This is a genomic window from Streptomyces sp. NPDC056161, assembly GCF_042268025.1.
Taxonomy (GTDB): domain Bacteria; phylum Actinomycetota; class Actinomycetes; order Streptomycetales; family Streptomycetaceae; genus Streptomyces.
This window is the reverse complement of sequence record NZ_JBHJUV010000019.1, coordinates 157,620-171,656: the sequence shown is the minus strand read 5'-3', so window position 1 is coordinate 171,656 and position 14,037 is coordinate 157,620. Positions and strand designations below refer to the sequence as shown.

At 71.9% G+C, this 14,037-nt stretch carries 9 protein-coding genes; 1 reads left to right on the top strand and 8 read right to left on the bottom strand.

Translation table 11 applies throughout. The features are described from left to right. Positions 1–241: 241 nt before the first annotated feature. Positions 242–1,747, top strand: a complete 1,506-nt coding sequence (locus tag ACFC09_RS19820; protein WP_376529871.1) for an alpha/beta hydrolase — start codon at positions 242–244, stop codon at positions 1,745–1,747. Between the two features lie 98 nt (positions 1,748–1,845). Here ACFC09_RS19820 and moeZ read toward each other — a convergent pair whose 3' ends face one another. The 8 genes from moeZ to ACFC09_RS19780 form a co-directional block, all read right to left on the bottom strand. After that, positions 1,846–3,024 carry an adenylyltransferase/sulfurtransferase MoeZ gene (gene moeZ, locus ACFC09_RS19815; protein ID WP_376529854.1) on the bottom strand — a complete coding sequence of 393 codons (1,179 nt, stop codon included), beginning with the start codon at positions 3,022–3,024 and terminating at the stop codon, positions 1,846–1,848. Positions 3,025–3,221: 197 nt separating this feature from the next. After that, the gene (locus tag ACFC09_RS19810) at positions 3,222–4,181 is read right to left on the bottom strand and encodes an NAD-dependent epimerase/dehydratase family protein (RefSeq protein ID WP_376529852.1); all 960 of its coding nucleotides are present in this window, start codon (positions 4,179–4,181) and stop codon (positions 3,222–3,224) included. A gap of 157 nt (positions 4,182–4,338) precedes the next feature. After that, positions 4,339–5,589, bottom strand: a complete 1,251-nt coding sequence (locus tag ACFC09_RS19805; RefSeq protein ID WP_376529869.1) for a hypothetical protein — start codon at positions 5,587–5,589, stop codon at positions 4,339–4,341. A gap of 521 nt (positions 5,590–6,110) precedes the next feature. Next, on the bottom strand, positions 6,111–7,820 hold the full coding sequence (gene pelF, locus ACFC09_RS19800) for a GT4 family glycosyltransferase PelF (RefSeq protein WP_376529850.1): 1,710 nt from the start codon (positions 7,818–7,820) through the stop codon (positions 6,111–6,113). 189 nt (positions 7,821–8,009) lie between these two features. Further along, entirely contained in the window at positions 8,010–10,043 is a 2,034-nt protein-coding gene (locus ACFC09_RS19795; RefSeq protein ID WP_376529848.1) for a dipeptide ABC transporter ATP-binding protein, read from the bottom strand. After that, positions 10,040–11,038 (bottom strand): ABC transporter permease, encoded by a 999-nt coding sequence (locus tag ACFC09_RS19790; protein WP_376529846.1) that lies wholly within the window; start codon positions 11,036–11,038, stop codon positions 10,040–10,042. Before ACFC09_RS19790 ends, ACFC09_RS19795 begins: the two co-directional genes overlap by 4 nt. After that, positions 11,035–12,189, bottom strand: coding sequence for an ABC transporter permease (locus tag ACFC09_RS19785; RefSeq protein WP_376529843.1), 1,155 nt, complete (start codon positions 12,187–12,189; stop codon positions 11,035–11,037). Before ACFC09_RS19785 ends, ACFC09_RS19790 begins: the two co-directional genes overlap by 4 nt. A 38-nt stretch (positions 12,190–12,227) precedes the next feature. Continuing rightward, positions 12,228–13,946, bottom strand: a complete 1,719-nt coding sequence (locus tag ACFC09_RS19780) for an ABC transporter substrate-binding protein (RefSeq protein WP_376529841.1) — start codon at positions 13,944–13,946, stop codon at positions 12,228–12,230. Positions 13,947–14,037: the final 91 nt, after the last annotated feature.

Sequence of the window (14,037 nt, the reverse complement as noted above, 5' to 3'; positions counted from 1 at the left end):
GACCGACAAACCCAGACACCCGGCGGCCCTCCGCGACCACCGGGCACCCAGCCCTGCCCACACCCACCCTGACCAGGCCATATTTACGCGTCAGACAGTTATCCACAGGCCGAAACGGGCTTTTCTCGATCCGCATACTATGGCCTGACTGCCCTCCGCGACCGACGTGCGGAGGGCTTGCGAGGGGGTGCACAGGGTGCGTTTCGTACGGTGGACGGCCGCGGTGGCGGCTGCGGTGCTGATGGCCGGATGCAGTGGCGGACCGTCCGACGGCGGGGGCGACGGAAGCGACGGGAAGGACCGGTCGGGACCGTCGACGCCGGCCCAGAGCGATGCGTCCGCTTCGGTCCTGCCTTCTTCGCTCACCGCGCAGAAGCTGGACTGGGGTCACTGCAAAGCCACCGCGGACTCCGCGGCGCCGAGCGCCGACTGGCAGTGCGCCACGCTCAAGACACCCCTGGACTGGTCAGAACCGGACGGGAAGACAATCGGCATCGCCCTCATCCGGGCGCGGGCCACCGGCGACGACCGCATCGGGTCGCTGCTGTTCAACTTCGGCGGTCCGGGTGCCTCGGGCGTCTCGTCGATGCCGTACTTCGCCGCCACCACCCCCAAGCTGCGCGCGCGGTACGACCTGGTGAGCTGGGACCCGCGGGGGGTCGGAGCCAGCGAGGGTGTCCGCTGCCGCAGTGACCGTGACGTCCAGGCCGCCGAGACGGTGGACAACACCCCGGACACCCCGGCCGAGGAGAAGGCGTACTTCAAGGACGCCGCCGACTTCGGCAGGAGCTGCGCACGGGCCGCCGGGACACTGCTGGCCCATGTCTCGACGACCGACTCCGCGCGCGACATGGACCTGATGCGCCTGGTCCTCGGCGACACCCGGCTGCACTACTTCGGCATGTCCTACGGCACCGAACTCGGCGGTGTCTACGCCCATCTGTTCCCCAAGAACGTGGGCCGGATGATCCTGGACGGAGTCGTCGACCCCACCGCGGACTCGGTGGGGCAGTCCGAGAACCAGGCGCGCGGATTCCAACGGGCCCTGGACGACTATCTGAAGTCCATCGAGGAGGACCCCCGAAAGGGCTCGCAGAAGATCGTGAGCCTGTTGGACAGGCTCGACGCCAAGCCCCTGCCGACCTCGTCCGGGCGTGGACTCAATCAGTCGCTCGCGCTCACCGGCATCGTCCTGCCGCTGTACAGCGAGTCCCGCTGGCCCGAGTTGACCGACGCCCTGCAAGCGGCGGCGCGCGGCGACGGCTCGGCGCTGCTGTCCCTGGCCGACGAGTACGACGAGCGTGACTCCTCGGGGCGGTACGGCACGTCGTCCCAGTCACAACGGGTCATATCGTGCTTGGACGACAAGCGGCGGCCCACGCCGGAGGAGGCGAAGAAGCGGCTGCCGGAGTTCGACAGGATCTCGCCGGTCTTCGGGGAGTTCCTGGGTTGGGACACGGCCGGCTGGTGCTACGACTGGCCGGTGGCCGGACAGTTCGACACCCCGCAGGTCAGTGCGCCGGGTGCGGCCCCGATCCTGCTGGTCGGCAACACCGGGGACCCCGCGACGCCGTACGAGGGCGCCCGCAGGATGGCGGACGAACTGGGCAAGGGTGTCGGCGTGGAGCTGACCTGGAAGGGCGAGGGACACGTGGCGTACGGCAGCGGGAGCGACTGCGTCGATACGACGGTCGACGCCTACCTGCTGGACGGGAAGGTGCCCAAGGACGGCAAGGTCTGCTCGTAGCGTCGCCGGGAGTGTCGGCTCACGGCGGGCCGCGGGTAGTGGCAAGGGGCCCGGCACGCGCGGTGCCGAGCCCCTGCGGGACCGGGGTAGGCGTTGGCCTAGTAGACCGGCTTGTCCGGCTCGATCTGGTTGACCCAGCCGATCACACCGCCGCCGACATGCACGGCGTCGGCGAAACCGGCGGACTTCAGCACCGCGAGTACCTCGGCGCTGCGCACACCCGTCTTGCAGTGCAGGACGATCTTCTTGTCCTGCGGAAGGCTCTCCAGGGCGGTGCCCATCAGGAACTCGTTCTTCGGGATCAGCTTGGCGCCCGGGATGGAGACGATCTCGTACTCGTTCGGCTCACGGACGTCGATGATCTCGATGTTCTCACCGTCGTCGATCCACTCCTTGAGCTGCTTGGGAGTGATCGTCGAGTCGGCGGCGGCCGCCTGGGCCTCCTCGGAGACGACGCCGCAGAACGCCTCGTAGTCGATGAGTTCGGTGACGGTGGGGTTCTCGCCGCAGACCGCGCAGTTCGGGTCCTTGCGGACCTTCACCTGGCGGTACTGCATCTCCAGCGCGTCGTAGATCATCAGACGGCCGACCAGCGGCTCGCCCGTGCCGGTGAGAACCTTGATCGCCTCGGTGACCTGGATGGAGCCGATCGACGCGCACAGCACGCCGAGGACGCCGCCCTCGGCGCAGGACGGAACCATGCCGGGCGGCGGGGGCTCCGGGTAGAGGCAGCGGTAGCAGGGACCGTGCTCGGACCAGAACACCGAAGCCTGGCCGTCGAAGCGGTAGATCGAACCCCACACGTACGGCTTGTTGAGCAGCACGCACGCGTCGTTGACCAGGTAGCGGGTCGCGAAGTTGTCCGTGCCGTCGACGATCAGGTCGTACTGGCTGAAGATGTCCATCACGTTGTCGGCCTCAAGCCGCTCCTCGTGAAGGATCACGTTCACGTACGGGTTGATGCCCTTGACGCTGTCGCGCGCGGACTCGGCCTTGGAGCGGCCGATGTCGGCCTGGCTGTGGATGATCTGACGCTGCAGGTTCGACTCGTCGACCTCGTCGAACTCCACGATGCCGAGCGTGCCGACACCCGCCGCGGCCAGGTACATCAGAGCCGGCGAGCCCAGGCCGCCGGCGCCCACACAGAGCACCTTCGCGTTCTTCAGCCGCTTCTGCCCGTCCATCCCGACGTCGGGGATGATCAGGTGGCGGGAGTACCTGCGGACCTCGTCTACGGTGAGCTCAGAGGCTGGCTCAACCAGGGGTGGCAGCGACACGGGGACTCCGTTGATCGGTCAATCACTACAGTTGTTCCGCCAACAACACTGCCACGGCTTTTTTCATTCCGAGACACCCGTTCCGGTGTGCGAGACGATGTCGTCCCAGTGGCCGGGCACGTGCACACCGGTGCGCGCACCATCCGGGAGCACCCCACCGTCCCGAGGCGTCCTCCCGGGGGCCGGAGGGGTGTGGGTCAGATACGGCATGCGGCCTCCATCCAGATGTCGGCGAGGGATTCTTCGAGGTTGATGCGGGGCCGCCAGCCCAGCCGGTCGCGGGCCGTGCGCACATCGGCCTGCTGCCAACTGCCGCAGCCGTCCGGATACGGGTACGCCATGGGCGCCGCGTGGTCGGGATCGGTGCGGGGGTGTCCGATGGCCGCGCGCGGGGGGCCGGGAGGTCCGTCGAGTTCGTGCAGGGCACCGCCGTATCCGGCGACGCGGGCGAGGACGGCGGCGGCGTCCCGGAGCCGGACGGCACGGCCGGAGCCGATGTTGATGACGCCCTGTGCGGCGGAGAGCGACGCCGCGTGCACGGCGCGGGCCACGTCGCGCACGTCGACGAAGTCGCGCTGGTTGCCCAGCCCGCCGAGCTTCAGTTCGCCGTCGCCTGCCTGCATGGCGCGGCGCATGGCCTCGGCGAGCCGGCCGAGCGGCGAACCCGCCGGGGTGCCGGGTCCGGCGGGCGAGAACACCCGGAGCACGACGGCGTCCAGACCCGACCCGAGGACCAGTTCGGTGGCGGCGAGCTTGCTCACCCCGTACGGGCCTCCGGGGCGGGGCACGGCGTCCTCGGCCGTGGAGGAGCCGGGCTGGCTGGGGCCGTACTCCGAACTGCAGCCGATCTGCACCAGGCGGGCGCCGCAGCCGCTGCGGCGCAGTGCCTCACAGATCGTGGCGACGGCCACGGTGTTGTGCCGGGTCAGTTCGCGGGCACCGCCGCGGGTGGCGCCCGCGCAGTTGACGACGACACCGGGGTGGACCGCGTCCAGGAAGCGGGTGAGGGCCCCCGGGCTGCCGGTCGCGAGGTCGAAGCGGACGTCGGCGTCGTCGCCCCGGCCGAGCGCGGTGAGCTGGACGGCCGGGTCGGCCAGCAGGCGGTCGGCGACGAAGCGGCCGAGGTAGCCGTTGGCTCCGATCAGCAGGACCCTCATCGTTCGGCTCCCGGGGTGTGTGCTCCGGCTGCTCCGGTGGCTCCGGATGCTCCGGGTCGGGAGGTGGTCATCTGGTCTTCTCCTTCACGGGGGTGTTGTGGTCCGAAGAGGTGATGCGGTCGCCTCCGGCGGTGGGGCCGGGTGCCTGCGAGTGGGTTCACGTCTGCTCCCCGGTCGGGGCGTGGGCCGAGGCCCGGGTCAGGGCGCGGCTCGCGTGAATCAGCAGCGCCACGGCGGCTGCCGCGCAGGCGAGGGCCGGGACACTGCCCGTACCCCAGGCGTCCACCAGGGCTTCGACGGGGGTGGCCAGGAAGGCGCAGCCCGGTAGGCGGCCGATGAGGACCAGGGCCGGCGCCAGTGTCTCGGTCGCTGCCGCGGCGGCGAGCGCAAGGGCCGCGGGATGCGGGAGGTGGTGGACGGTGAGGAGTCGGGACAGCAGGAGGAGGGCGCCGAGGGCGAGTGTCCCGGGGTGGGCCGCGGGCTCGTGCAGGACCGCGCCGGACAGGGCGGCCAGCGCGGTGAGCACGCACAGGAACAGGGCGAACGCGCCGAACAGCAGCGGCCGTACGGCAGCGGCGAACTCCTCCAGACCGCGGCTGTCGGCGAGTCTGCGGCGCGCGTGCGTGGCGAAGAGGTGGGCGCTCCAGGCCGCCGGGGAGCAGGCCAGGGTGAGGGCCAGGACGGGCGCGGCGGTCAGGGGCCAGGGGCCGTCCGCGGTGCCGTTCGGCAGAGCGTCGGGGCCGCCGGAGAGGACGGCGCCGAGCAGTCCGTCGCCGAGGAGGGAGTAACCGAACAGCCACCAGGTCGACATGCGGGTGCGGCCGGCGGGGCGCCCGGCGTGCGGGCTGGGCGGCGTGCTCAGCGGGCCGCGGCGGAGTGCCACCCGGACACCGAACGCCACGGCGAGGACGCCGACGGCGGCCACCGGGAGGCGCGCGCGGCCGTGGGCGAGGTGGAGACCCGCCAGCGCGAGCCCGCACAGGACGCCTGGCAGGAGGGTGCGCAGGGCCCAGTCGGCACGTACCCGGTCGGCCGGGGCGGCCAGGCCGCCCGGGACGGGCCGGGCGGGTGGCGGGGGCGCATCGCTGTCGCGGGGGACGCGTACGTACATCTCCTCGGCGAGCGAGAAGACGTCGCGGTGGCGGAAGCGGGCCGCGGTGCGGTCGGTGACGCCGTGTGCCTCCAGGCCCGCGGCGATCTCCAGCGGGTCGACGGCGCGTTCGCACAGGTCGCGGTGGCGGTGCAGCAGTGTCTTCACGGGGTCCGCGGGCCCCCGTCGGGCGGCCGACCGGCGTTTCACGGCCGTACCCGCCCGGCCCGCGTCGATGTCGCCGCCGCGTCCGCCTCCGCCTCCGCCTCCGCCGAGCGACCGTTCACCGGTCAAGACACCGGCCGCCCCTTCGAACATCTCGGACGCCTCGGACACCTCTTCGGGCGCGTCTTTGGACACCTCATTGGGTGCCTCATTGGACACGGCTCCGGGCAGCGGTCCGGAATTCCAACCGGGTGCCGTGCCGGATTCCAGCCCTGACACCGAGCCTGAGGCCGGGCCGGATGCCACATCCGTCCCACCGATCCCGCCCGGCGCGCCCAACCGGGACGCGACGTCCGGTTCATCGGGCGCGCGCCCTTCCTCGGCGTCCGGCGCGTCCAGTTCGACCTGCTCGTCCGGTTCAGCCTGCTCGTCCGGTTCGGTATGCGCGTCCGGTTCGGCCCCCGCTTCCGGCTCGGCCCGCGCCGGCGGTTCGCTCGTCGCGTCCGGTTCGCTCAGGGCATCCCGGCTGCTCATGGCGTCCGGTTCGTGCAGAGCGTCCGGGCCGCTCGTGACATCCGGATCGTCCCGTTCGCCGAGGAGCCAGCCCCGCGAGTCGGCGTTCCAGGCGCCGGGGCTGGCCGGAGTTCCGGGGCGGTCCAGTTCGCCCAGGCCGGTCATCGGGTGCCCTCCGTGGTGGCCAGCGGGACGGCGGGTGCCGGGGCGGCCGGTACCGCTGTGGTCCCCCTGCCGGCCCAGCCAGGTCCGCCACGGACGAGGACCCGGCCCGCCTGGCCGGTCCAGCGGCCGGGGATGTGCGCCTCGGCCGGGTCGGCGAACGGCAGGGGGTCGCCGGCGTCGTCAAGCACCACGCGCCGCACCGGGCAACGTGAGACGATCTCCAGGTAAATGCCGTGAAATGCCGCGATGTTCTGCTCGACGGTGAACAGTTCGAGCGCGCGGGCACGGGCCGCAGCGCCCAGGCGTGCACGGCGCTCCGGGTCACGCAGCAGTGCCACGCACGCCTCCGCGAACGCCCGCGGATTGCGCGGGGGTACGACGAGGCCCGTGCCGCCGATGACCTCGACCACCGCGCCGACGTCCGTGGACACCGTCGCCCGCCCGCAGAACATGGCCTCGACCAGGCCGACGGGGAAGCCTTCTACGACGCTGGACAGGACGACCACGGAGCCGGAGGCGTACACGTCGGCGAGGGTCGGGGTCTCCGAGCCGCCGATGTCGTCGATGTCGTCGAAGGAGACGGGGTTGTCGCCGACCGCGTGCGCGCCGTCCGCCTCGTCCGGGAAGAGCTGCGCCGCGAGAGCCCGGCAATGGCCCAGGTAGGCCCGGTCCTCCGGATCCGCGGCCGGGCCCACGATCCGCAGCCGGGCCGCGGGCCGCGCCGCGCGCACGTCCGCGAAGGCGTGCAGCAGCGAGATCAGGTCCTTGGCGGGCTCCACCCGGCCGACCCACACCAGGGTGTCCGCGTCGGCGCGTTCCTGGGACTCACCGGCCTCGGCGAAACGGGCGGCGTCCATGCCCGGGTAGACCGTACGGATCTTGGCCCGGTCCGCGCCGCAGCGCTCCTGCCAGCGACGGGCGTGCGTGTTTCCGGGCGTGAGGAGGGTGGCCCGTGCGTAGGTCTCGGCGGCGAGCCGGCGCTGGAAGGCGGCGAGCAGCGCCCGTACGGCGGGGGCCTCGGTGCCGGAGCCCGCGGTCAGGTAGTGCGAGCGCAGTCGCACGCCGTACTCGGTCACCAGGAGCGGCACGCCGAAGAAGTGGTGGGCGAGCAGTCCGGGCAGGGCGGCGGGGCCGCCGGAGGTCGCGTGGCACAGGTCGACCGAGCCGAGGCCGTCGTCCTCGTACCAGTCGAGGGAGAGGGGGCGCAGGGCGCGTTCGAGGTGGGCCGCGACGGTGAGGAGGTCGGGGACGCCTGCCTCGCGCGCCGTGTGCGACGCACCGGGCGCGCGGCAGGCTCGCTCCAGCGCGCGCACGGCGGTCTCGGACCGGAGTGCGCCGACGAGTCCGCCCTCGTCGCGGGCCAGCTCCGCGAGCCCGTAGAGGGCGCCGGCGAAACGGTCCGCCTGATCGTCCGAGCCCAGGCAGACGGCCCGCGCCAGATCCTCGTAGCACTCGGCGAAGCGCCGGCGCGCGCGCCGTCCGTGGCGGGACCCGTCACGCTCGGCCGTCCACACCGGTGCCGTGCGCACCCGGCTGACCTGCGGTGGGAGCGGGAGCCAGCCCTCGTCCTCCTGCTGCCTGCTACGGCTGAGCGCGTAGACGTCGAACTCGTGCTGCCCGAGCCCGCGCACGAGCCGGTCGCACCAGAGTCCCGCGTCACCGCCGACATACGGATAGCCACCCTCCGTAAGCAGTCCGATGCGCACGTGTGCACCCCCGATCTCCCGTTTGGGGAGCCACCGTTGCCCGGCGGCTCGCAGCGGGACGAACGTATGCGGACAAGGCGGTGGCGCGACGGACGGTTGTCCGTCGCGCCACCAAAAGGGGTGAACGGTCGTAACTTTCGCGTGCGGGTGGCGTTCCGTCGCGCTAAGGGATCGAGCGGATACGAACCGTCATAGGGCGACCGGTTCCCGCCGGGCGGCACGGCGGCGGGCCGCGGCCTCGGGGTCGAGGGCGGGTACCGCGGCCAGGAGCTGCTTGGTGTACGGGTCCTGCGGGGAGTCGTACACCGCCTCAGCAAGCCCGGACTCGACCACGCGGCCCCCGCGCATCACCGCGACCCGATGGCTGACCCGGCGGACGACGGCGAGGTCGTGCGCGACGAAGACCAGCGCGATACCGAGTTCCCGCTGCAACTCGCCGAGCAGGGCGACCACCTGGGCCTGAGTGGTGACGTCCAGCGCGGAGACCGGCTCGTCGCAGACGATGACGCGGGGGTCGGCGGCGAGCGCTCGCGCGATGCCCACGCGCTGGCGCTGGCCGCCGCTGAACTCGTGCGGGTAGCGCTCGTAGTGCGCCGCTTCGAGTCCCACGCGCTCCAGCAGGTCGCGCACCCGCCCCCGGATGCGCGCCTCGTCCCTCCTGGCCGCTCGGCCACGCGCGCGCAGCGGGTCGGCTATGGACTCGCCCACGCTGCGGCGGGGGTTGAGGGAGGAGACGGGGTCCTGGAAGACCATCTGCACGGCCGGGTTCACCCCGGTGTGCGGTCGGCCCGCGTAGTGGATCTCGCCCGCCGTCGGCTCCAGCAGGCCGACCAGCATGCGGCCCAGGGTGGTCTTGCCGCTGCCGCTCTCCCCCACGATGCCGAGGGTCTCGCCCCGGCGGACCGTGAGGGAGACGCCGTCCACGGCGCTGACGGCCCGCTTGCCCCGCCCGAAGACCTGCCGGAGTCCGACCGCCTCCAGGACCACCTCGCCGGACGCCTGCTCCGCGTCCTCCTCGCCGACGGCCCGGGATCCGGTCTCCACACCGGCGGCCCGGGACACGCCCTCCACACCGACGGCCCGGGACCGGGTCCGCGCGACGGATGCCGGGGAAATGATCTCCATGCCGGAGGCCCGCGGTACGGCGTCCTCACCCGCGGCACTTGGGACGACCCCCCGCGTACCGGCGCCCGAGGAGTCCGCACCCGGATCCCTCTCCGCGTCCGCCTCCGACCCCGGCGCCTCCGACCCCGGCGCTTTCGTCCCCCCACCGGTCGCCGTAGCCACGCCTGTCGCCGTAGCCACGCCTGTCGCCGTAGCCACGCCTGTGGGCGACACGTCCGGATCAGTGCCTCTATCCGGACCCGTACCCGTGCCCGGACCCGGACCCGCGCCCAGGGCTGTCGCCCGTGTCCGTGTCTCCGGCGTGCCCGGGGACTGGCCACGCGCCGCGTCCACGCGCGGGACCGCGGCGAGCAGTTCGCGGGTGTACTCCTGTGCGGGCGCCCCGAGGACCGTGCCGACCGGGCCGTGTTCGACGGCCTCGCCGTGCCGCATGACCAGGACCTCGTCGACGCTCTCGGCGGCGACACCCACGTCGTGGGTGACGAGCAGCAGGCCCATCCCGGTCTCCTCGCGCAGCGTGTGCAGCAGGTCGAGGATCTGCGCCTGGACGGTCACGTCCAGCGCGGTGGTCGGCTCGTCCGCGATCAGCAGTTGCGGTGCGCAGGCCAGCGCCATGGCGATGAGCGCGCGTTGGCGCATGCCGCCGCTGAACTCGTGCGGGCGGGAGCGTGCCCTGCGCCGGGCGTCGGGAATCCCCACCCGGTCGAGCACTTCGACGGCACGCGCGCGTGCGGCCCGCCGCGACACGCGCGCGTGCAGGCGGTGCACCTCGGCGATCTGGTCGCCGATCGCGTAGTACGGGTCGAGCGAGGAGAGCGGGTCCTGGAAGACCATGGCGGCCGTCCCGCCGCGCAGCCGCCGCAGTTCCTCGTCGGAGGCCCGCTGCACATCGGTCCCGGCGACCAGGACGGAGCCGCCGACCCGGGCCCCGGTGTCGCGGTGCAGGCCCAACAGGGCGCCCGCGACCGTGGACTTGCCGGAGCCGGACTCGCCGACCAGGGCGAGCGCGCCCCCGTGCGCCAGCCGGAAGGACAGCCCGGCGACGGCCCGTACGGACCCGAACTCGACCGTGAGGTCGGTGACTTCCACCAGGCTCATGCGAGCACCACCCGTCGGTCGGCCACCGCGTACAGCACGTCCGCCACGGCGTTGGCGATGACTACGAAGAAGCCGATGACCAGGACCATGCCGACGATCACCGGAAGGTCGACGACGTCGACCGCGTGCACCAGTTCCTGGCCGATGCCGGGCAGGCCGAAGAGGGTCTCGGTGAGCACGGCACCGCCGATCGCGCTGCCGACGTTGTTGGCGTTCAGCGCTATGACGGGGGCGAGGGCGCCGCGCAGCGCGTGCCGTCCGACGACGGACCGTTCGCCGACGCCGTAGGCACGGAAGGTGCGGATGTGGTCCTCCGCCAGCGTCTCCAGCATCGCCGCCCGGGTCAGCCGGGCGAACGCCGCCGCCTCGATCAGGGCCAGCGACAGCCACGGCAGCAGCAGGTTCCACGCCCACTGTTCGGGGTCGTCGGTGAAGTTCACGTACTGCGGGAAGGGCAGCAGGTGCAGTTCGCCGCAGACGACGATCATCAGCACGAGACCGATGACGAAGACGGGGGTCGCCGTGCCCGCGAGCGTGACGGCGGTCAGCAGGCGCTCGGAGATCCGGCCGCGCCGCCAGGCGGACAGCACGCCGGTGCCGACGCCGAGCAGGAGCCACAGCACCATCGCGCCGAGCACCAGCGACAGGCTGACGGGCAGCTTGTTCAGGATGATGGCCAGGACCTGCTGGCCCGTCTGGTACGACAGTCCCAGACAGGGGGCCGAGCAGTGCTCGACGGACACCCCGGTCGAGTAGTCCTGGCCGGTGAAGAGGCCCTGTAGGAAGTGGCCGTAGCGGAGGTACAGCGGGTCGTCGAGCCGCAGTTGCTGGGCGACCTGGTGCACCTGTTCCGGCGAGCAGCGCGGGCCGCAGGTGATCTGGGCGACGTTGCCCGGGGTGGCGTAGAAGACGACGTAGACGATCACCGAGATGGCGAGCAGGGTGACGGCCGTGCCGACCGTACGGCGCAGGACGAAACCACCGAAGCCGCTCATGCGGTCTCCTCCTTCTTCGCCTGCGCGTCCTTCTCCGCCTTCACGTCCGTCTTCGCCTGCGCGTCCGTCTGCGCCTTCACGCGGAACCCGCTCGCGTCCCCGCGGGACCCACTCGCGTCCCCGGCGAACCCACTCGCTTCGCCGGCGAGCCCGCTCGCCTTCTTGCGGGAGCCGCGTCCGCGGCCCGTGCCGACCCGCAGGCGGGAGGCGGCGCGCGGGTCGAGGGCGGTGCGCACGCCGTCGCCGAGGACCGTCAGCGCGAGGACGGTCACGAACAGGGCGCCGGCCGGGAGCAGCAGGTACTGGGGCGCGGCCTCGTACCAGACGTCGGCCGAGGTGAGCATCTGTCCCCAGGACGGCGTCGGCGGCTTCACGCCGACACCGAGGAAGGAGAGGGCCGCCTCGACGGTGATGTTGGTGGGCACGAGCAGTGCGGCGTACGTGATGACAGGTGCGGCGAGTCCGGGCAGCAGTTCGCGGCGGGCGACGTGCCAGGCGCCCCAGCCGCTGAGCCGTGCGGCGGCCACGTGGTCGAGCCCTTTGAGCGTGAGCGTCTGGGCGCGCACGATCTTGGCGATGCTGCCCCAGGCGATCAGGCCGATGACCAGGGTGACCAGGACGGGCCGCGGGAAGGTCGACGGCACGATCGCGAGCAGCGCCAGCGCCATGATCATCAACGGCATGGCCACGATGATGTCGGTGGCCCGGCTCAACAGTTGATCAACCCATCGGTTGCCGAGCGCGGACGCGACGCCCACGGCGACTCCGAGCAGGATCTGGAGCAGGGTCGCGGTCAGCGCGACGCCCAGGGAGACGCGCGCCCCGTAGACCAGCCGCGCGAACAGGTCGCGTCCGGTCTGCGGTTCGACGCCCAGCCAGTGGTCGCCGCTGATCCCGCCGAACGCGCCGACGGGCACGCCGCCGCGCGCGGAGTCGACCAGGGACGGATGGTAGGTGGTGGGGTCCTGGCCCTCGATGGCGGTGAGCAGCGGCGCGCCGAGCGCGACCAGGACGAGCAGCGCGACGACGACCGCCGCGACGAGGGCGGCGCGCTGCGTCCGCAGCCGCCGCCAGAACGGGCGGGCCCCGGAGACCGCCGGGACGGTGATGTCCGTCCCGGCGGTCCCGGCGGCCGGTGCGGCCTCGCTCATGACTGTGTTTCGTTCATGGCTGTGTCGACCCGCTCGTCCTACTTGACCGCGACCTGGGAGATGTCGAGGACGCCGGTCCAGTCGCTGATCACGATGTTCTTGACGTCCTTGCCGTACAGCCGCTTGTAGACGGGGTGGAACAGCGGTACGACCAGGGCCTGTTCGGCGATCTTCTGGTCCAGTGCACCCCACCGCTGGGCGGCCGCGTCAAGGTCGGTCAACTTGTTGATCGCGTCAATCTCGTCATTGACGGACTTGTCGTTGAGCAGGCCGCTGTTGAAGTTCGTGCCGTCCTTGACGATCTGGCGGCCGTCGAAGATCGGGGCGAGGAAGGGGCCGCCGGAGGGCCAGTCGGCACCCCAGTGGGCGAGGAAGAGGCCCGGCTCCGTCGTGACGCCGTGGATCTTGTCCGAGTAGTCGTTGTCCTCCAGTCCCTGGAGCTTGACGGTGATGCCGGCCTTCTTGAGGGCGTCCTGGACGGCGGTCGCGATCTCCGGGCTGGTCTCGAAGTCCTTGCTGTTCGAATGGGTCAGGGTGATGGTCAGCCCGTTCGGGTGACCCGCCTCCTTCAGCAGTTCCTTGGCCTTGGCCGCATCGCCGGTCGCGCCTGCCGGGAAGAGGTCGTAGGGCGTGTAGCCGAAGGACTTCTGGTTCGGCAGGAAGGTGGTCGCGGGCTCGGCGAGGGCCGATCCGCCCGCCGCGTTGATCACCGACGAGCGGTCGATGGCGTACGAGATCGCCTGCCGCACCTTGGGGTCGTCGAACGGCTTGACCGTCGGATTGAAGGCGAGGTAGTTCGTGTAACCGAAGTGGCCGGTACCGACCCGCGCGGCCAGGTCCTTGTCACCGGTGACCTTGGCGAGTTCGGCAGGTCCGAGGTTGGTGTCCGTGGTGACCGCGGCCGCGTCCGTGCCCTGGGACGCCGACAGCCGCTGGTTGATCACCGAGGAGTCGAGCCCGGACTGTACGTCGATGGTGTCCGGGTACGCCTTGCGCTCGGCGTCGGTGGCGGCCGACCAGTGGGCGTTGCGCTCCAGGATCAGGTGCTCGCCGTCGTTCTCGTTCTTGACGACCTTGTAGGGGCCGGACGAGACCGGGTGCTCCTCGTACTTGGCGCCCGTGTCCTTGCTCTTGGGGACGGGCGCGAACTGCGTCTGCGTGGCCAGGTAGGGGAACTCGCCCTCGGGCTTGTTCAGATGGAAGACGATCGTCCGGTCGTCCGGCGTCCCGATCGACGACAGCCCCTTCCCGTCCTTGTACGGCCCCTGGTAGTCGGCCGCTCCCACCAGCCAGTCCCGCAGGTACGGGGCGCCGCCGGAGAGTTCGGGGGCGAAGGACCGCTCGATGCCGTACTTGATGTCGGCCGAGGTGATCGGGGTGCCGTCCTCGTACGTGAGGCCCTGCTTCAGGGTGTACGTCCACACGGTCGCGTCCTGGTTCGGGCGCCCGGTGTCGGTGGCGAGGTCGGGGACGACCTGGGAACCTTCGGCGCCGTTCGCACGGTTGCGGGTGGTGAGCGTACGGAAGACCAGGGACGGGACGTTGCCGCCGCCGGAGGTGTAGAGCCGCGCGGGATCGAAGTTCTGCTGGGGGGTGGAGTTCAGGACCGTGAGCGTGCCGCCCTTGTGGGGCGCGGAGTCCGCGTTCGGACCTTTGGCATCGCTGTCCTCCGGCCCGCAGGCGGCGGCGCCCGCTGCCACGACCAGGCTGACGGCTGCCGCTGCCACACGGCGCGCGGTGAGGGACGGATGACGCATCGGAATGACGACCTCTCGGTTGTTGTCGAGGTTCTCTCGACGGACGGGACTGCCCGCGCCACGAGGACGGGACTGCCACGACTGCCCGAAT